Here is a 19,793-nt window from a genome sequence, read left to right as displayed (position 1 = left end):
GAATAAACTGTTTTTGTTGGGTTAGTTACTGCTTGTCTTTTAGCTGGATCCCCAACTTTAATTTCACCACCTTCTACGAAAGCGATAACAGAAGGTGTTGTTCTTTTACCTTCAGCGTTTGGGATTACAACGGGCTCATTACCTTCCATTACAGAAACGCAAGAGTTGGTTGTACCTAAATCAATTCCAATAATTTTACTCATAATTAATATGTATGTTATGTTGTGTTTTAATTTTTTTTCTCATTTACTAAATCTCAATGATTATGCCATGACAAAAAAAGTGACATGATGTCAGATTTATTTTAGCTAAATAATTATAGATATCATATACTTTGGTATTAGTTTTGATACTACAAAAGAAAACTTAGTTATTATGAAACGTATTATATCCTTTATCTCAGTATTTGCTTTATTATTAACCGCTTGTACGGGCGACCAAGGACCTCCAGGTTTTAATGGAGAAGATGGTGGTATACTTGTCTCAAATGCTTTTGAAATTGAAAATGTAAATTTCAATCCTAGCTCCAATTTTGAAAATGACTATAGAGTTAGAGAATTTTATGGTTTTGATGTTTTCCCAACTGATGTAACTCTTGTTTATATTTTATGGGAAATTAGAGATGGACAAGAAGTTTGGAGACTTGTTCCACAAACTGTGATTTTTAATGATGGCAATGACTTGGTTTATAATTTTGATTTTACACAAACCTATGTTGATTTTTTCTTAGAAGGTTCTAATTTAGATATCTTAGATGGTGTTTGGACGCAAGGTCAAGTATTTAGAGTTGTTGTTGTACCTGCAGTTAATATTGGTCGTTTAGATTTTTCTGATTTAAATGCTGTTATGGAGATGTACGGAATTACAGAATTTGAGAAGCGATAAAAATTTAATAATATAATTAAGTCCAAAAATTTAAATTTTTGGGCTTTTTTTATACTTTCATTTTTTTTGAAAATTGATTAAAATGTAACAACAAGATGTATCTTTGTATGATACTAAATCTACAATTTAATGGAGTGTATTTCTGTTTTCGACATGCTTAAAATTGGTGTTGGCCCATCGAGTTCTCATACATTAGGCCCTTGGCGAGCTGCAGAACGATGGATTACAGAATTAAAAGATAAAAAGCGTTTCGATAAAGTCGAAAAAATTACTGTAGACCTATATGGTTCTTTATCCTTAACAGGAAAAGGGCATGCTACTGATTATGCTGTGATTTTAGGTTTAACTGGTGCAGACCCAGAACGTATTCCTGTAGATACAATCGATGTTATTGTTGCTTCTATTAAAAACACAAATGTGTTAATGCTCAATAATGAAAGACAATTAAATTTTGATATTAAAACCGATATTATTTTCAATCAAAAATTTTTACCCTTTCATTCTAATGGTATGTCTTTTACGGCTTTAATTAACGGACGTAATTATAAATCTACCTACTACTCTATTGGAGGTGGGTTTGTTGTGCAAGAAGAACGAAAAATATCTAAGGCTAATAAAATTATATTTTACTGTACCTTTCCTTATCCTGTTGAAAAGGGCACCGAACTATTAGCCTTTTGTAATCAACTAAATTTACCGATTTCTGGTGTTGTTTTAGAAAACGAAAAGTCTATTCGTTCTCAAGAAAGTATTGATTTTGAATTACAACGTGTTTGGGATACCATGTTAGAATGTATGTATGTTGGTTGCCATACAGAAGGTAATTTACCTGGTGGACTCAATGTAAGACGACGTGCTTTTGACATACACACAAAGTTAATCGGTGACTTTAAATACGAGTCTCATCAAGAATGGCTACTTACCATTCGAAAAACCGAAGTAAAGTTTAGACAAATCTTAAAATGGGTAAGTTGTTTTGCTTTAGCTGTAAATGAAGTCAACGCCTCTTTAGGTCGTGTAGTTACTGCTCCTACAAACGGAAGTGCCGGTGTTATTCCTTCCGTGTTAATGTATTATCTCGTTATTGAAAATCATGAAGCCGATTTTGAACACGTTAAAAAATTCTTATTAGTTGCTGGTGAAATTGGTAGTATCTTTAAAAAAGGTGCCACCATTAGCGCTGCAATGGGAGGCTGCCAAGCAGAAATTGGTGTCTCTTCAGCTATGGCTGCTGGTGCATTGTGCGAATTACTTGGCGGAACACCTGAACAAGTATTAGTAGCTGCCGAAATTGCGATGGAACATCATTTAGGCTTAACTTGCGATCCTATTGGTGGCTTGGTACAAATCCCTTGTATAGAACGCAACTCTATGGGAGCTATAAAAGCTATTAATGCAGCCGAATTAGCGTTAGACACAGACCCGAAAAATGTAAAAGTTCCTTTAGACAAAGTTGTAGAAACGATGTGGGAAACCGCGAAAGATATGAGCACTAAATATAAAGAGACATCAAAAGGTGGTTTAGCTGTAAGTGTTAATATGTCTGATTGTTAATCTCATCTAAATCTTCCCAAAAAGAAGGAACATCTACTAAATTGTATTGACATTTGGAATTTAGTTTTTGGAATTCCCTAGACAACCATCTTGTCGTCTGGTATCCACTAAATAAATAATTTTCCATGCATCATTTACTTTCATTAGCTGAAACGAATTGACTCCACAATGACTAAATTTTTCTTGATACCAAAACTCATAAACTACCCAAGCATTAGCCATACCTCCATCGACTTGAATATTAAAATCTAATAATTTCTCTTCAAATTTTCTGTCTTTTGGGATACTCGCTATATTTTTTACAAACTGATTAAAATCATCTTCTTTTAGTATAGTTTCTCCATTATTATTGGTTGATATAGATTGTAATACAATTTTATCTGTAACCATAGCTTTCATTGTTATTGTGTCTTGTTTATGAAATGCATCAAAAAATTCAATAATAGTCGTTTTTACTATATGTTTTTCAGTTTTTTGAGCACTTACTATCAAAGTAAATACAAAGGCTATAAATAAAAATAGATGTTTCATAGGACACAAATTTTTTTTTAAATATTGACACAAAGTTTATTTATTTTTAAAGTTAAACAAAGTTTAATAAAACTCATTATTTTTACCAAACACATAATACAAACTCAATGTCCGTAGCAAAAAAAGAATACAAAAGAATTACAGTAAAAACTTTAGTAGATATGAAGTCTAAAGGCGAGAAAATATCTATGCTTACAGCCTATGACTACACTATGGCAAAAATTGTAGATGGTGCTGGTGTAGATGTAATTTTGGTTGGTGATTCTGCAAGTAATGTTATGGCTGGTCATGAGACCACACTTCCTATTACTTTAGATCAAATGATATACCATGCGTCTTCAGTTGTAAGAGCTGTTGATCGTGCACTTGTTGTTGTTGATTTACCTTTTGGAAGCTACCAAAGTGACCCAAAGGAGGCCTTGCGTTCTGCGATTAGAATTATGAAAGAATCTGGGGGTCATGCTGTGAAGATGGAAGGTGGCAAAGAAGTAAAAGAATCTATAAAACGTATTTTAAATGCAGGTATCCCAGTAATGGGACATTTGGGTTTAACTCCGCAGTCCATATATAAATTTGGTACGTATACGGTAAGAGCTAAAGAAGATCAAGAAGCGCAGCAGTTAAAGGAAGATGCTTTAATGCTAGAGCGTGCTGGTTGTTTTGCAATTGTATTAGAAAAAATCCCTGCAGCTTTAGCAGCAGAGGTCGCTGAAAGCGTATCTATTCCTGTAATTGGTATTGGCGCTGGTGGTGGCGTTGATGGCCAAGTACTTGTTTTACATGATATGATTGGTATGACACACGAGTTTAATCCACGTTTTTTAAGACGTTACATGAATCTTTATGAAGAAATGACTACTGCAATTTCTCATTATGTTACGGATGTGAAAAGTAACGACTTCCCTAATGAGAAGGAACAGTATTAAGAGACAGTAAGCAAAATAATTATTCGTGTATTCGTGGCTCAAACTTCAAACAAAATTATTTCAAACAAAAATAATCTTCAAGTTATTTACGAAGACAATCATCTCATCGTTATAAATAAACGTGCAGGTGATATTGTGCAAGGTGACAAAACGGGTGATAAACCACTAAGCGAAGTCGTTAAAGAGTATATAGCTAAAAAATACAATAAGCCTGGTAATGTTTACTTAGGCGTTGTACATAGGCTAGATAGACCAACTACAGGTGTTGTCCTTTTTGCAAAAACTAGCAAGGCATTACCAAGGTTGAATAAATTATTTGCAGAAAAAACAGCAAAAAAAACATATTGGGCTTTAGTTAAAAATATACCTCCAGAAACTAAGGATAAACTTGTTCACTGGCTAAAAAAGAATCCGAAAAATAATAAATCTACTGCATACAAAAAGGAAATCGATGGCTCTAAAAAAGCAATTCTTTCTTATAAAGTAATTCAAAAATTGGATAATTTTTATTTATTAGAAATTAACCTAGAAACCGGTAGACATCATCAAATACGTGTGCAGTTAGCATCAATAGGCTGCCCTATTAAAGGGGATTTAAAATATGGTTTTGATCGCAGTAATAAAAATGCAAGTATAAGTCTTCATGCCAAAACGCTTTCATTTATGCATCCTGTAAAAAAGGAAGAAATCTTTATTGAGGCATCTTTACCCAAAGATTCACTTTGGGATGCATGCAACGCTTAAATTACTCTATACGGATATACTAATGATAGCTTCGTTCCCTTCTCTAGTTGAGATTCTAAATTAAACTTAGCATTTATTAATTCCGCTCTTTTCTCCATATTTATAAGGCCAGAACCTTTTTCTGCCGTTCCCATATCAAAACCATTACCATCATCCTCTACACTAATAGTTAAAACATCTAATTGATAATCTATTGATACATTTAAATGTTCTGCTTCTGCGTATTTAAGTGTATTAGAGAAAAATTCTTGAAGAATTCTAAACAGAATTAACTCGTCTTTTTTGTTTTCAAAGCTAATTTTATCACCAGTGATATCTAAAACTGATGTCACTAACCCCATTTTATTTAAACGATTAATTTCATTTTTAACGGTAGCATTAAAGCCTAAGTTAAAAATTACATCGCTATTTAAGGATTTAGATAGTGCTCTTACTTCTGTTAAGGTCTCTTTTAAAGCTTCAGAAGCATTATTTATCTTTGACTTTACATCTTCTTTGGCAACTTTAGCAACTGCATTTAACTGCATGGTAGCTACAACTAATAATTGCCCTACATTGTCGTGCAACTCTCTACCAACGTGCTTTAAAGTTTCTTCTTGTATTTCTTGTTGGGATTTCACTAATTCTTCATCGAACTCCTGTTGCTGCTTAATATTATCTAGCATCATTTTATTTTTTCGTTTTTGAAACATTACAAAGAATAAAACAAACATAATAACTAATGCCAAGGTGAAAAAAACGACATAAGAAATTAATGCTATTTCTTCTGTACTAATTTCTCGTTGTGGTGTAATGAATAAATAAAAGCAAACGTATAACATGAGTACAATAAAATATTAGCTATAAGAAGGTAAATACCCCTAAATTCGATAAAGCTAGGGTTTACATCATAAAAATAAGCATCAAATATAACTAATGGTGTTATACAAAGATACCATAGCAAAAGCCCTAAACTAATATAAAACAAATAGGATTTATAAAATTTTAATATCTCGTCACTTTTAAGAAGCTCTTTAAAATACAACATTACAAAAACAAATACTGTAAGCGTCTGTATTAAGGCATCGTATGGTATCGACTTAGTAAAAAATCCATTTGTTATACTAAAATAAGCAATAGAGAAAACAGAGCTCAATACAAAAATAATAACAACTATTTTCTTTGAAATTTTATCATGCAAATGATTTCTAAAAAAAAGACCTAATAAAATAACTGATAATAAGGAAAGAATATTGTAGAGCCATCTATTTCGACAAAAAACTGAGTTTTTTACCCAAAGAAACCAATCATAGCAATAATTATTCTGTAAAACATAACCATATAGACCGAATGTTTCTACAAATACAGTTAGCCACAAAAGCCAAACTATCGGTTTTATTCTAAAATCCTTAGTTCTCACCCAGTAATAAGACGACGACAAAGCAGCCATCAATTCAAATAAATTTATGGTTAAATCACTAAGCTCCATTTAAAATCTAACTATTGAGGATAATTAGCTCCAGGTGGTTTTCCATTGTGTCCTATATTCAAGCCATCTCCTTCTGGTATATCCATTCCGCCACCTTGAGGCAAAGAAAATATACTACCTTTAGAAGTGTTTTTAACTCCAGTAGGAACAAAAAACATTGTCGTATAACCAGCCTGACCTTTAACTTCTGGGTATGCACCCAAATATAATCTCAAACCGTCCATTGTATAACCTAGCTTACCTGCTTGGTTTTCTGCATGGTTTATATAATTTTGAACATCTTCTAATGACCACCAAGAAGATCTATTATCACTGGTTTTTCTGCTGCTAAATAATGAGTCGCTAATGATGCGGTGTCTTAAATTGTAAGTCGAATCTAATACTATCGCTTCTTTGGAAGTTATAATGCCTCGTGGAGCAACAGTTGCTGGTTCAGACCTCATTTCTGTCTGATCGCTTGAATAATATAAATACATTGCGAGTGCTCCTAAAACGACACCTAAGATTAATAATACGAAATTTTTCATAATAGTTTAGTTAGATTTAATTAATAGCTATCTGCAAATTATAGATTTTAATTAAACAAAAAAAACTTTTATCAATAGTTTTCTTACACTAAAAGTCTTTTAGACTGATTTTTATCTTGTCTCTTGTGCGTTTTTGACTCATTTTATTTAACGACTGATCGGTTAGTTGAAATATTCTAGGATAACCACCTGTAGTTTGGCAATCTCTCATTAGAATAATAAGTTGCCCTGATGGAGTTAGCTGAACAGTACCAGGTAATACAGGCCCTGTTAAAATCGGTTTTAGTGTGTTTTTAATTAATGGATTTAATTGATAAGCCATGCGGCTATTTAACTTAGAGATTTCAAAATTTGAATCGAATACCATCTCTTTTAATTCATCAGTCACTTTATCGAATTCTGGGCCTTTGTAAACTTCAATTATAGTATCATTTATAACAGATGCATCATACTTAACATTAGAATTATGACTTAAGCTTATTTTATCAAAAGCTTTATAGTCTAACGTATCATTTACACTTATTCTGTGAGCTTTCGTTAGACCACAATACATACTTTGACTTCCGAGTATAGTCTCAGTTTTAAAGCCATTTTTAATTGCTAAATAAGCTCTAAAACCAGAATTTAGTCTTCCAAAACTTAATACATCATTAGCACTAATGGTAATTGGAGAATTCATATTAATCAACATCATATTCAAATGAGGACAAATGTCTGCACCCGAAATTGAAATTACAGTTGGTTTACTAAACTTTAGTGTTGGTCCTGTCATGGTCATTTCCATGACAGAAGCCTCAGAATTATTGCCAATAATTAAATTCGCAAATTGAGATGAATAAGAGTCCATACTTCCTGAAACCGGAACACCATAATGTCGATATCCAAAACGACCAGCATCTTGTATAGAGGAATAAAAACCAGATTTCATGACTTTAATCATTAGACTTAAAGTAGTTTAATTTATAATCTGATTTTACTTTTATCGCAGTATATTGAGAAGGACTAATTGGACTAAATTTCACCTTATCACCAACTTTAAAAACAGATGGAGGGTTATTATTGGAATTAAAAAAATCAACAGGAGAGTTACCAATAATATGCCAACCGCCAGGACTATCTTTAGGATAGATTCCTGTCTGTTTTCCACCTATGCCAACAGCTCCTTTTTTAACATTAAGATTTGGTGTTATTTTTCGATCTAAATACAACATAGAATCTAACCCTCCCAAATAAAGAAAACCAGGTAAAAATCCTAGAAAATAAATGGTATAAATCGCATTAGAATGTAATTCAATAAGCTCAGTTTTTGAAAGCTTTTTTTTTATTAAAAAAGCATCTAAATCCGTACTAAATTCGTCATCATAGCAAACTGGAATTTCCCATATTTTCGATTTTACTTTTTCAGCTTCAGAGTTTTCTAAATATAGCTTTTTAAATATAAAAACTTCATCATTTAATTTATCAATAGTAACATCATAAATTATTAATAATGAATTATATGTGTTTATTATATCAACTTTTTGTTTAATATAATAATTCTCTAATTCAAATTTAAATTTAAGTATGTTTTCTAAAATATATTCATCAATAAACGCTGGCCATTCAATTAAAATAGCCTTTTCTCCGTAAGGTGAATATTTCAGATTATACCTCATAGATTCTTTAGATAATTTGAATCTTATTTTTAGGCAATTCTTGTTGTAAAAACTTTAGAATTTCAATAGCATTTTCAGTATCACTATGCACACAAATCGTCTCTGCTTTTAGCTCCACTTCTACCCCTCTGATAACTGTTATTTTTTGATGTTTAATTATACCTAAAACATGATTAAGAACAGCTTCTTTTTTGTTTAAAATTGCATTATCTTTTTTACGAGAAACTAAAGACAGATCATCGTTGTAGTTTCTATCTGCAAAAGCCTCATTTACCACTTCAATTGTGTTTGCTTTTGCCATATTAGCAATCACAGATATTTTGGGTGCATATAATTTTAAAGGAGCTGAAAAGCTTTTTAAAACATCTATAATGACGATCGCAATTTCTTTATCCTTTGCTGCTAAATTATATAATGCACCATGTGGTTTAATATGATTAAGTTTTAGATTTTCACTATCGAGTATAATCTGTAAACTTCTTATTTGCTGTTTTAAACTAGTGTATAATTCCGACGAAGTCATATACATTGCAACACGACCAAAATTTGCTTTATCTGGAAACGAAGGATGTGCACCAATCTTTACATTATTCGTTTTTGCAAGTTTTACAACTTCAGTCATGGTTGCGATATCGCCCGCATGACCACCACATGCAATATTACACGATGATAAATAAGGCATTAACATAGATTCGTTGCCTATTCCCTCTCCAACATCTGCGTTAATATCGATATGTAAATAATCTTTCATCAAATTAAATTAAACACACTTAAAATACCTTTTGCACCTAGAAAAATAGCGATTAGCATTATGAGTATTCCAAATATATTCTGAAATTTTGAATTTTTATATTTCCCTAATACCGAAGACTTATTCATCACCCAAAGTAAAAAACCAGCAATAACAGGTAATAACAAACCATTAGCGACTTGTGCAAACTTTATAATCTCAATAGATTTAAACCCAATGGTAGAAAAAAGAACACCTAATCCCAAAATAAATAGCCAAACTGCTCTAAACCTTACAGATTTTAAATCTACTTGCCAACCTAAACAACCACTAGCAACAAATGCTGCTGCTAAAGGCGCTGTTATAGCACTTGTAATACCTGCTGCAAATAAGCCAATAGCCAAAAAATATTTTGCATAAGCACCAAATAATGGCTCTAAACCTTTTGCTAAGTCCGAAGCATTAGAAATATCTTGACCTGCAATTGTAGATGCAGAAATCATAATACACATAGAAACGATTCCGCCTAAAATAACAGCAATAATGGTATCCTTTCTGGCATAACGTAAATCATCTTTATGCTTCCATTTTGTTTTAGCCAAAGAGGCATGTAAGAATAAATTGTAAGGAACTACTGTTGTGCCAATTAGCCCAACTATGGTGAGAATACTATTCTCAGGGAATCTTGGAACAAAAACACCTTTAAACATCTCTATTATGTCTGGCTTCGTTAGTATTGCTGTTATTAAAAATGCCAGGCTCATCAAAATTACTAAAAAAACTAAAGCACTTTCAATGATCTTATAATTACCAATATAAAGTAAAATAAAGGCTAACAAACCAATAATTAAAGCCATTATATTTAGCTTAAAATTACCCATTTGGTAAATAGGATTTCCAAAAAGCGTTTCCATCCCAAGTGCACCACCACTTATGTTACCAGCTTCATAAGCCGCATTACCAATAACGATGGCACTAATAATTAAAATGATTACAAAATTTCTAACTAACGGGTTTTTAATTTCTGCTCTAATAACTTCGGATAATCCTTTTTGAGACACCACACCCAATCTTGCAGCCATTTCTTGCAATACAATAGTTGCTAAAACAGATAGTACCATTGCCCATAATAACGCATAGCCAAAATTAGCACCTGCTAAAGTACAAAGCGTTACAGTGCCTGGGCCAATAAATGCAGCAGCTACCAAAGGTCCTGGTCCAATATTTTTAAAAAAGCTTTTTATCATTTATCTATTGAATTTAACGCATAGATTGCAAAACTCCCTAACCAATGACCTCCTTCATAATTATCGCCAACAATACTTGGCAAGGAATAGTTTATGTGCTTGTTAGCCACATTTTTCAGGTGACTATATTCTGATAAATCTTTAGCAAGGCTATTGAGACTCCATGCTCTAGAAAAGTTTACACCATCGAGATGCACCAATTTTCCGTCTGTTCTATCTGACACTTCACCAACAGCTAATTCAAAAGATGTTTCTTTTAATTGCGGTAAAAAGTTACCAAACCATATCTTAAATTCATCTTTAGATAATACGCGTTTCATTAATGCGGCTTCTTCTAAACATGGTGATAGAAAATCGAAACCACTTGGCTCCCATACTAGCGGGCAAGCACTATCAGTCATATAAAAATCTTTTGCCCTGCTTTCAATTAAGGCTTTTAATTCTGAATGATTTACTGCCACAGCGTAATCGTAAGCAAAGCTTAATCCAAAAGCTGTATTTGGATGCTCACCTACTCTAATTGGGTAGTTTAGTTTTGGCAAAAATTCAAGATATTTAGAAACTATTAAATTGGTTAGCGGTTCTAAGTTTGTTTCGAGATCTCTTGCAGTCACACTTTCCCAAGTATGTAATTCTTCTGCTAGTTTTAGTAGCCAAGCCCAGCCGTAAGTGCGCTCAAAAGATTTGTTATACTCACCTTTAAAATAGAGTAATTCTTGTTCTATATTTTCTTTTGAAATATTTTGAAGTATTTTTTGCTGAATTTCATCACGACTCTCTAAGTCAGGGAAATTCTTTAACAAACTCACCAAACTCCAATGACCATGTACTGCAGAATGCCAATCGAAACAGCCATAAAATGCTGGGTGCAATTGTTTAGGAGTTTTTAAATCTGAACTACTGCCTATGGTTTGATTAAGTTTGTTTGGATATTCGGTATCCATACAATGTAATGGTAATTGCGCTAGTCGATTGGCTTGTTCTATGTTTAAGATTGGTGTATTTACTAGCTGTATCTTTTCGATTGATTCTTCTTTTGTGGTTTTGTCTTCACCTAAGTTATTGCAACTGAATCCTAATAGAAGAATAGAGAGTATGTAAACTTTTTTCATGTTTTGAAATTGTATTATGAACTAGGATTTATAACCTGATTGGTTAACCAAATCTTATTGCTTTTTTATAAAGAGATTCCTGCCTAAACAGAAAATTGTTAACCCAACCATCCCTCACGATCTAAACTACGATATTGAATAGCCTCACTAAGATGAGTTCCTGTGACATTTTCAGAACCTTCTAAATCTGCAATAGTTCTTGAAACTTTAAGAATACGGTCATAGGCTCTGGCAGATAAATTAAGTCGTTCCATAGCTGATTTTAAAAGCAACATTGACGCCTCATCTAGCTTGCAATATTTTCGGATTTGTTTGGTATTCATTTGAGCGTTATAATGAATGTTTTCTAATTCTTTAAATCGTTCGGTTTGGTTTTCTCTGGCTTTAGTCACTCTTTTTCTTATATCTACGGAAGATTCTCCATTACGCTCATCTGCTAGTTTTTCAAAAGGTACTGGAGTAACCTCAATATGAATATCAATTCTATCTAATAAAGGCCCTGAAATTTTACCCATATAACGTTGCATTTCAGATGGAGAAGATGTTATTGGCGAATCCGGATCATTAAAATAACCGCTCGGACTCGGATTCATACTCGCTACCAACATAAAAGATGATGGATAGGTTACTGTAAATTTTGCTCTAGAAATCGTAACTTCTCTATCTTCTAGTGGCTGACGCATTACTTCTAAGACATCCCGTTTAAATTCTGGTAATTCGTCTAAAAAGAGAACTCCGTTGTGAGATAAGGAAATTTCACCTGGTTGCGGATAGCTTCCTCCTCCTACTAAAGCGACATTTGAAATCGTATGATGTGGACTTCTAAAAGGGCGTTGTGCCATTAAACCAGCATGTGATTTTACTCTACCAACAACCGAATGTATTTTAGTGGTCTCCAAAGCTTCATGCAAAGTCATTGGTGGTAAAATGCTTGGTAAGCGCTTTGCTAACATCGTTTTACCAGAACCAGGTGGGCCAATTAAAATTATATTATGTCCTCCTGCTGCTGCAATTTCCATACAGCGTTTTATACTTTCTTGGCCTTTTACATCTGAAAAATCAAATTCCGGGAAATCTAAATTTTTATAGAATTCTTCTCTGGTATCAATTATGGTTTGTTCTAAAGGTTCGTCTTTGTCAAAATGATTAATGACTTGCATTATATTTTCTACACCAAAGACTTTTAAGTCATCTACAATAGCTGCTTCTTTAGCATTCTGAATGGGAAGTATAAAACCTTTAAACCCCTCTTCTCTAGCTTTTACTGCAATAGGTAATGCACCTTTAAAGGGTTGCAAACTTCCATCTAAGGATAATTCGCCCATAATTAAGTATTCTTCAAGATTTTCTGCCTTAATCTGCCCTGATGCTGCCAAAATACCAATGGCTAGCGTTAAATCGTAAGCAGAACCCTCTTTACGTAAATCGGCAGGAGCCATATTTATGGTAATCTTTTTGCCAGGAATACGATAATTATTATTCTGTAAAGCGGCTGCAATTCTGTAATTACTTTCTTTTATAGCGTTGTCTGGAAGTCCGACTAAGTGATAACCTACACCTTTATCTACATTAACTTCTACAGTTATTGTTGAAGCTTCAACACCAAAAACGGCACTTGCAAAAACTTTTTTTAGCATAATATTGTATGATTTTTCTGTAAAATCGTTAGAAAAAGACCTCACTTATACTCAAAAGAAAGGAAAATTAACATGCCATCAAAATTGTAGTTGATTATTAATGTTTACAAGGCCTACTAACCACTAAAATATTGGATCTAACATATTGATAACATGCATTTCATCGAATATTTAATGTATTTTATAGATAAATTCAAATTTAATTTTATGTTTGTTATCCCAAAAACTTAACCAAATATGAAAAACCTACTACGATCTTCGTTAGTGTTAGCTGTATGCTCACTACTTTTATTGTCAAGTTGTGCTCCAGAAGAAAATGATCCGCCATGTAATTGCGAGGAAGTCTTTTACGAAGAGGCAAAATACCAAGACGAGTCTACTGATGAATGGTTACTCAGTCGCATTGAAATATATAGAGAGACCATATCCTGCCAAGATGAAACAGACTTTATCCGAACAGGAAACGGAACAGAGGCTAGCCGAATAGAATGTAACTAAATTATATAAAGCCTCTTAATTGGGGCTTTATTATTTACTTACTTGTTAATTTTTAGTCAAAACTTCAGTAGCTACATGCCACAGTGCGTTTTGTTTATTACCTTTACATCGTAACACGTATACATGCGATATTTTCTTATTTTTTTACTTTGTTTTTTTACAGCTATTGCTAATAGCCAAGATAGTACCAATGTTAAAACTCAGACAACAGTTACAGGTACGATTATTAGTACATCTACAAATGGACCATTAAGCCAAGTAAATATTGTAAATATTAATCAAGTAGTTGGTACATCTACAAATGACGAAGGTGTTTTTGAAATTAGAGCAAAAGCAAATGACACCCTACATCTTTCTTATCTAGGTTATAAATCTATAAAAGTTAGAGTTACAAATGACTGGCTAAAGTTTGGCAACACTGAAATTAACATGACTGAATTAGCTTTAGCACTAGAAGAGGTTACTGTAACACAATTGAAATTAACAGGTTATCTAGAAGTAGATATGAAAATGATACCTATTACTTCTAATAACCGTTATAGAATTTCTGGCTTATCTGGTATAGGTTATGAAGGTGGTAAATCTAACATTGCCAATAAAGTCCTTGGTGCCATATTTAACCCTGCAGATTTCTTATACAGCATGTTTGGTAAAAAACCAAACGAAATGCGTAAGCTAAGAAAGATGAAAGAGGACGATGAGATTAGAAACCAATTAGCTAAAAGATTCGATAGAGAAATGCTTATGGTTTTACTTCAAGTAAATAAATTTGACTTGGATGAAATTGTAAACCAATGTAATTATTCTAGAGATTTTATAAATTCTGCAAATGATCTTCAAATGCTCGATGCTATTAGTCAATGCTACGAAGAATATAAAGTTATTAGTAGAAATAAAGATAAAAAAAGAGGCAAAAAAGGGTGATTTTTTTTCAAACAAAAACTACGCATTAGCTTTAAAAAACTAAGAATTTAGTTTATAATGGGCAACAATAGCATCGTAATTTCTAATTGTTTTCTTAACCCAATCAAAGCGTTTTTCTATTAATTCATCTTCAGATAATCCCCATTTAATAGAAGACTTACGCAATTTTGCTGTGACATGTTGTAGAATAATAGCAGCAGATACAGATATATTAAGACTCTCGGTAAAACCTACCATAGGAATTTTCAAAAAACAATCTGCTTCATCAATAATCTGTTTTGACAAACCTTCGGTTTCTCTTCCAAAGAAAAAACATGACTTTTTAGTAATATCAAAATCTATTAAATCACAATCATTACCATGTGGTGTTGTGGCAACAATTTGATACCCATGAGCCTTCAAATCTTTAATACAATCTTTAGTAGTATGGTAGCGGTTTAAATCTACCCATTTTTGAGCTCCCATTGCTATTTCTCCATCTATACGCTTTGAGTTCACCTCTTCTACAATACTTAACTCTTGTATCCCAAAAACATCACAAGAACGCATAACAGCGCTAGTATTGTGCAATTGATAGACGTCTTCTGTAGCCACAGTAAAATGCTTTGTACGCTTAGCTAAAACTTTATTAAAACGTTCTTTACGATTTTCAGTAAGGTATGTTTCTAAGTAATTTAACAGATTCAAATCTGACATAAAATCTTATATTTATGGCTTCAATATAAAATTATGAAAATTAAATCAAGCATTTTAATTTTTACCACATTTATTTCGGCACTTTGTTATGCTCAAGAAGAAGCCAAAGTATGCTCATGTCTTTTACTTCCAGAAACAGAAGAAAATGATGAAAAAGTAGAAGAATTGGCTAGAAATTTAGAAACCTCATTTAATGATTTAGAAACAACAGTTTTTAATCAGAAATTTGATGTAGAAGGATTTATGTCTAACGTTGTAGACAACGATAAAATTGATAAGAATGATGAATTTACGCGTGGTTTTATGAAAGGTGTAAAACAATCTGGTTTTAATCTTTCAGCAAAAATTGTTGACGAAATAGATGCTGGCTCTTATTACAATCTTATAAACTATCACTACGACTCAGACGAAAAAGCATATTATTTTACGTTCCGAATATACTCTAGTGAAACAGGTGTAAATTATCACGACTACAAAGTCTGTTTTGATGGAGAGACAACTAAATTTAATGATATTTACATCTATCTCACAGGCGAAAAGTTATCAGCAACCTTACAAAGAATATTTATTTTATCTCAACCTTCTAAAAACGTATTATCAAAACTTCTTGGTGGGAAATCTGACAATAGTATCCTTAAAATAGCTGAAGCTAAAAAATTATTAGAAAACGGAAAACCCAAAAAAGCGTATAAAAAGATTTCTGAGGTAGAAGGCCCTATGGCCAAAGAGAAATTTACTTTAATTATTAAAGGAAGTATCGCTAGTGCTTTTGACGATGAACTATATGGAAGTATTCTAGAAGAATTTGCTGAATTATACCCAGATGACCCAACCTTGTATCTAAAACAAGTTGATTATTATATTCTAAAAGAAGACTATAAAAAGGCCATAGAAAATATAGAGATACTGATGTATGAGACTGACGACGATTTTTTAAATCTTGTAAAAGCCAATGCCTATTTAATGGATAAAGATTATAAAAATGCAGAGAAATATTATGTTTATATGACGGTGAATTATCCAGATCTTTTTGAAGCTTATGTAGGCCTAATGGTAAGTCTTAATTATCAAAGTAGTTTTAAAGAGACACTTAACATTGTCAAAGATTTACTCAATCAAGGTTATGATCGGGAAGCGCTTCTTGAGTTTTTAGAGGAAAAAGAAGCTGATGGAAGCAATGAATTGGAAGCTTTTGTAACCTCTAAAGTTTATAAACAATGGAAACGAAAATCTTAAATTAAAACCATGAAACACATTGTTGTATTAACTGGAGCTGGAATGAGTGCTGAAAGCGGTATAGAAACCTTTAGAGATGCTGATGGACTTTGGGAAGGACACGACGTTATGGAAGTAGCGTCACCTGAAGGGTTTAGAAAAAACCCTGAATTAGTCCTTAATTTTTATAACCAAAGAAGGCAACAACTAAAAGACGTACAACCTAACCAAGCTCATAAAGATTTAGTACTACTGGAGAATGATTATAAAGTTACTATAGTTACGCAAAATGTAGATGATCTGCACGAGCGCGCTGGTAGCAATAACATAGTGCATTTACATGGAGAATTACGTAAAATTAGAAGCACAGGAAATGAAAATGATGTGAAAGTCTGGACAGAAGATATTAACCTTGGTGATTACTGTAAGAAAGGCCACCAACTAAGACCACATATTGTTTGGTTCGGTGAAGCCGTTCCTATGATTGACAAAGCCATTGAAATCTGTTATTTTGCAGATATTCTATTAATTATTGGCACAAGTATGCAGGTTTATCCTGCTGCAAGTTTAATGGACTGTGTACAAACACATGTTCCTATTTATTATATAGATCCAAAACCAGCTATTTCTAATAATACAAAAGTAACTGTTATTGCAAAACCTGCTACAGAAGGAATGCAAGACTTTATAGCCAACATAAAATAAAAGACACCTACATTAGAACTAAACTAATCATCTACAGTTAATCTAAAAAAAAAACATTAACAGACTTACCAAAAACATCAGAAAGTTTTAATACTAAAACTATTTGGGCATATATCTATTAGCCTCAATTGAATTTATAGTTTACTTAGAAACACTAATTTCTTTGCGAAATCATCTTATTTTAAATTTAAAAGTCACGCTCTATTTTTAGTGTATTTATAATTATATATATCGTCTTATATAAATTATTAGAACAACTTTATGTCATAAATTTTTGTTATTAAGACTTCTGTTAAGTAAGCCCATAGCTACATATAGAATTGGAGAAATTAATAATTCTTGAATTGTTCTTGCTAAACGACTTAAACTTAGAATTGTTTTTCCTTCTAGAAACAGCCAATCGAATAAACCAATAGCTGTAATAATACATAATCCCGAAACATGTACAATGTGCCATAAAGACGCCATCCAAGTAACCTTCAATTTCCCAAGGTGGAATGTACCAACAAAGTAGACAGCTAATGTAAATACCAGCGTAATTACGTGTCTTAATTTTCTTGGAATTAAAGCTGTATTCTTATGTTCTGCAATAAATATATAATAGCAAGAATATAAGATGAAAATAATAATAAGTCCAATTATAAAACGAACTTTATCAGATTTGTACAGTTTCATTATTTAAATGTATTTTTCGAGCATACAACATCCATAGTAAAAAAGTCACTCCATAAACGGTTGTTTTAAACACGTATTTGTGAGCAAAATCGAAGTAATATTCAAAATATTCACGCAAATAAATTAACCCTATACATCTCGAAATATTAACGAGATCAAGAAGCATAGCACCAAGAATAATATAAAGTACTTTCCGCCAAAATTTAGATGGCATACAGACTATAAAACCAATATATAATACTATTAATTCTAAACCATTACAGACATCGGCTATGTGTAAAATACTTTTTCCATTATGATATATTTCTGAGGCTTGACGCGTTACATACTCACCTTCATATAAGGTTGTCTTTGCTTCCCTTACTGCTTTAAAACCAGACATAGAACTAAATCGATTCAGTAATTCTGTGGAGGCCTCACCAACATGAATAGTTAAGGGGTAATCTAAAATTTTTGAATCTAATAAAAACCCAACATAAATAATTTTCCATACAATAAAAAACAATAAGGCCTTTCCTAAAAAAAGCCTTATTGGTAATGGAATTTCATTTAATAATGAATTAAATTTTATCATTATTTTTTATCACGCAATTTTTTTACACCAAAGGCAGCTGCACCTATTACTAGGGCAATTAGCCCTCCATCTAGAGGGATCGCATCTTGAGTGTCAGTTGCTCCTCCAGGAGGTCCTTGTTGAGCGTTTAAGTTAGTTGTACATACCATTGCAAAAACAACAACCATAGTACTAATGACCTTAAAAAATGTGTTTTTTGAACTTTTCATTGTGTATATTTTATTAATTAATAATTAACTTTTTAGTTATTGTTTTACCTTGAGAACTCAATTTAACAAAATACGTACCTAGACTTAATCTTGAGCCTGTGCCTGTATTAATGGTTACTCTATTACCTCCGGTCAATCCAGTCTCATGATATAAGCTAACTCCTAAGACATTGTAAATTGTAACTTCTAAATCATCCATACCTAATGGAATATTTAAGTAAAATTTACCAATGTTTGTTGGATTAGGATATAATAGAACTTCATTCATATCGTAAGTCCCAACTGATAAAACGTTAGCAGAAAAAACTATCTTAAAGCGGCTAGCGTCAATAGAACCAGAAGTTTCTGAATCAACTGAATAGTCATAATTAACTGTACCACTTTGCGGAATTTCCGTGTATATGTTAGTAAAGTTGTCATATAAGAATGCCGTTGCCTCTTGCATAGAGATACCTTCTGCCACTATTGTATAATTGGTATTTCTGTACGTATTAATTTCCAATTGAATTTCTTCTTCATCTAACGGTGTGGCTCTAGTTTCAATACTCAACAACACCCCATTATTACTAGTTGCGAAATTTTCATCTAGGTTAGTAATATTAGGCGCATCATTAGCATCAACGTCATTGTTACCTTCAGTATCAAATAAAATCAATAAACCATCTGTGGCCGTCTCGTTGTTAGCTAATGCACTACTTTCATATAACGATAAACGTAGTTGCCCTTGACTAGTTAATTCACTTGAAGTACTAAAAACTGATGTTTCTGGACCTGGTGTATTCTTACTAGCTTGTGTAAAACTTACAGACGATTGACCAGCACCTGCTGTTTGAACCCAACCTGCTTGTCCTGCTTGTAAATATTGGTTAGCATCAGAATCACCTGCCGAAGCAGTACCTGTAGACGCAATTACAGCAGTATACGCTCCTCTTGCTCCAAGGGTTGGATCCCACACCCAATAAAAATTAGGACTAATATTTGTTGCATTTGTCGTTAACACAGCATTCATATCTACTTGAGATTGGAAAGGATTACCAGCAGCAATGAATCTTTGTTCAGGCACATTGACTGATATCGTTTTAGAACCTTCATTCTCCGCTGTTAATTCACCTGTAGCACGTAGTGTGGTTACAGACGGTGTTGCTGTATTATTTGATAAATCTGTAGTTCTGTCTCCTCTAATTAAAGTATGATACATAGTACCAGGAAATAAATTAGTGGCATTAGTATTAGCCATTTGTACATAATCATAAACAACATTATCATATATATACATCGATG

General features: G+C 32.5%; 23 protein-coding genes. 8 read left to right on the top strand and 15 right to left on the bottom strand.

Annotated elements, in window-relative coordinates:
• On the bottom strand, positions 1-203 hold a 203-nt coding region (locus B2U95_RS04895; protein WP_296313401.1), incomplete at its 3' end, for an Hsp70 family protein.
• Between the two features lie 172 nt (positions 204-375).
• Here B2U95_RS04895 and B2U95_RS04890 point away from each other — a divergent pair.
• Both B2U95_RS04890 and B2U95_RS04885 read left to right on the top strand, forming a co-directional pair.
• Complete coding sequence (locus B2U95_RS04890; protein ID WP_296313399.1) at positions 376-885, top strand: hypothetical protein; 510 nt, start codon at positions 376-378, stop codon at positions 883-885.
• A 129-nt stretch (positions 886-1,014) separates the two neighbouring features.
• Positions 1,015-2,439 carry an L-serine ammonia-lyase gene (locus tag B2U95_RS04885; RefSeq protein ID WP_296313398.1) on the top strand — a complete coding sequence of 475 codons (1,425 nt, stop codon included), beginning with the start codon at positions 1,015-1,017 and terminating at the stop codon, positions 2,437-2,439.
• Positions 2,440-2,499: 60 nt separating this feature from the next.
• Here B2U95_RS04885 and B2U95_RS04880 read toward each other — a convergent pair whose 3' ends face one another.
• The gene (locus tag B2U95_RS04880; protein WP_296313397.1) at positions 2,500-2,970 is read right to left on the bottom strand and encodes a nuclear transport factor 2 family protein; all 471 of its coding nucleotides are present in this window, start codon (positions 2,968-2,970) and stop codon (positions 2,500-2,502) included.
• A gap of 107 nt (positions 2,971-3,077) precedes the next feature.
• On the opposite strand from B2U95_RS04880, the gene panB reads away from it, so the two are divergent.
• Together panB and B2U95_RS04870 are read left to right on the top strand one after the other, a co-directional pair.
• A complete protein-coding gene (panB, locus tag B2U95_RS04875; protein WP_296313395.1) occupies positions 3,078-3,896 on the top strand; it encodes a 3-methyl-2-oxobutanoate hydroxymethyltransferase in 819 nt (272 codons plus the stop codon).
• 33 nt (positions 3,897-3,929) lie between these two features.
• Positions 3,930-4,640, top strand: coding sequence for an RluA family pseudouridine synthase (locus B2U95_RS04870; protein WP_296313393.1), 711 nt, complete (start codon positions 3,930-3,932; stop codon positions 4,638-4,640).
• On the opposite strand, the gene B2U95_RS04865 is transcribed toward B2U95_RS04870, so the two are convergent.
• From B2U95_RS04865 to B2U95_RS04830, 8 genes are all read right to left on the bottom strand, one after another.
• On the bottom strand, positions 4,637-5,461 hold the full coding sequence (locus B2U95_RS04865) for a sensor histidine kinase (protein ID WP_296313392.1): 825 nt from the start codon (positions 5,459-5,461) through the stop codon (positions 4,637-4,639). The two genes, B2U95_RS04870 and B2U95_RS04865, sit on opposite strands and share 4 nt — an antisense overlap.
• 658 nt (positions 5,462-6,119) lie before the next feature.
• Complete coding sequence (locus tag B2U95_RS04860) at positions 6,120-6,635, bottom strand: hypothetical protein (protein WP_296313390.1); 516 nt, start codon at positions 6,633-6,635, stop codon at positions 6,120-6,122.
• A gap of 88 nt (positions 6,636-6,723) precedes the next feature.
• Positions 6,724-7,575 carry a biotin-dependent carboxyltransferase family protein gene (locus B2U95_RS04855; protein WP_296313388.1) on the bottom strand — a complete coding sequence of 284 codons (852 nt, stop codon included), beginning with the start codon at positions 7,573-7,575 and terminating at the stop codon, positions 6,724-6,726.
• Positions 7,568-8,290: a 5-oxoprolinase subunit PxpB gene (gene pxpB / locus B2U95_RS04850; RefSeq protein WP_296313387.1), complete on the bottom strand. Its 723-nt coding sequence runs from the start codon at positions 8,288-8,290 to the stop codon at positions 7,568-7,570. The genes B2U95_RS04855 and pxpB overlap by 8 nt, the downstream gene beginning before the upstream one ends.
• A 7-nt stretch (positions 8,291-8,297) precedes the next feature.
• Positions 8,298-9,041, bottom strand: coding sequence for a 5-oxoprolinase subunit PxpA (gene pxpA, locus B2U95_RS04845; RefSeq protein WP_296313385.1), 744 nt, complete (start codon positions 9,039-9,041; stop codon positions 8,298-8,300).
• Complete coding sequence (locus B2U95_RS04840; RefSeq protein ID WP_296313383.1) at positions 9,041-10,267, bottom strand: Nramp family divalent metal transporter; 1,227 nt, start codon at positions 10,265-10,267, stop codon at positions 9,041-9,043. The genes pxpA and B2U95_RS04840 overlap by 1 nt, the downstream gene beginning before the upstream one ends.
• Positions 10,264-11,379: a DUF2891 domain-containing protein gene (locus B2U95_RS04835; protein ID WP_296313381.1), complete on the bottom strand. Its 1,116-nt coding sequence runs from the start codon at positions 11,377-11,379 to the stop codon at positions 10,264-10,266. The genes B2U95_RS04840 and B2U95_RS04835 overlap by 4 nt, the downstream gene beginning before the upstream one ends.
• A 98-nt stretch (positions 11,380-11,477) precedes the next feature.
• Positions 11,478-13,016, bottom strand: coding sequence for a YifB family Mg chelatase-like AAA ATPase (locus tag B2U95_RS04830; protein ID WP_296313379.1), 1,539 nt, complete (start codon positions 13,014-13,016; stop codon positions 11,478-11,480).
• A gap of 237 nt (positions 13,017-13,253) precedes the next feature.
• On the opposite strand from B2U95_RS04830, the gene B2U95_RS04825 reads away from it, so the two are divergent.
• A complete protein-coding gene (locus tag B2U95_RS04825) occupies positions 13,254-13,514 on the top strand; it encodes a hypothetical protein (RefSeq protein ID WP_296313377.1) in 261 nt (86 codons plus the stop codon).
• A 123-nt stretch (positions 13,515-13,637) separates the two neighbouring features.
• On the top strand, positions 13,638-14,438 hold the full coding sequence (locus B2U95_RS04820; protein WP_296313376.1) for a carboxypeptidase-like regulatory domain-containing protein: 801 nt from the start codon (positions 13,638-13,640) through the stop codon (positions 14,436-14,438).
• Between the two features lie 39 nt (positions 14,439-14,477).
• Here the strand turns inward: B2U95_RS04820 and B2U95_RS04815 are convergent, their stop codons facing one another.
• Positions 14,478-15,134 carry a TrmH family RNA methyltransferase gene (locus B2U95_RS04815; RefSeq protein ID WP_296313374.1) on the bottom strand — a complete coding sequence of 219 codons (657 nt, stop codon included), beginning with the start codon at positions 15,132-15,134 and terminating at the stop codon, positions 14,478-14,480.
• Between the two features lie 33 nt (positions 15,135-15,167).
• Here B2U95_RS04815 and B2U95_RS04810 point away from each other — a divergent pair, with 33 nt between their 5' ends.
• Both B2U95_RS04810 and B2U95_RS04805 read left to right on the top strand, forming a co-directional pair.
• Positions 15,168-16,370 (top strand): tetratricopeptide repeat protein, encoded by a 1,203-nt coding sequence (locus tag B2U95_RS04810; protein WP_296313373.1) that lies wholly within the window; start codon positions 15,168-15,170, stop codon positions 16,368-16,370.
• Between the two features lie 9 nt (positions 16,371-16,379).
• Positions 16,380-17,054 (top strand): SIR2 family NAD-dependent protein deacylase, encoded by a 675-nt coding sequence (locus B2U95_RS04805; protein WP_296313372.1) that lies wholly within the window; start codon positions 16,380-16,382, stop codon positions 17,052-17,054.
• Positions 17,055-17,318: 264 nt separating this feature from the next.
• On the opposite strand, the gene B2U95_RS04800 is transcribed toward B2U95_RS04805, so the two are convergent.
• The 4 genes from B2U95_RS04800 to B2U95_RS04785 all read right to left on the bottom strand — a co-directional run.
• Positions 17,319-17,729: a hypothetical protein gene (locus B2U95_RS04800; protein ID WP_296313370.1), complete on the bottom strand. Its 411-nt coding sequence runs from the start codon at positions 17,727-17,729 to the stop codon at positions 17,319-17,321.
• Positions 17,710-18,303: an archaeosortase/exosortase family protein gene (locus B2U95_RS04795; protein WP_296313368.1), complete on the bottom strand. Its 594-nt coding sequence runs from the start codon at positions 18,301-18,303 to the stop codon at positions 17,710-17,712. Before B2U95_RS04795 ends, B2U95_RS04800 begins: the two co-directional genes overlap by 20 nt.
• Entirely contained in the window at positions 18,303-18,512 is a 210-nt protein-coding gene (locus B2U95_RS04790; RefSeq protein ID WP_296313366.1) for a PID-CTERM protein-sorting domain-containing protein, read from the bottom strand. Before B2U95_RS04790 ends, B2U95_RS04795 begins: the two co-directional genes overlap by 1 nt.
• 13 nt (positions 18,513-18,525) lie before the next feature.
• A partial coding sequence (locus tag B2U95_RS04785; protein WP_296313365.1) for a T9SS type A sorting domain-containing protein occupies positions 18,526-19,793 on the bottom strand: 1,268 nt, incomplete at its 5' end.

The organism is Winogradskyella sp. UBA3174, assembly GCF_002364335.1.
Taxonomy (GTDB): Bacteria; Bacteroidota; Bacteroidia; order Flavobacteriales; family Flavobacteriaceae; genus Winogradskyella.
Note: the sequence above shows the minus strand (reverse complement) of the source record. Positions and strands in the feature narration are given on the sequence as shown.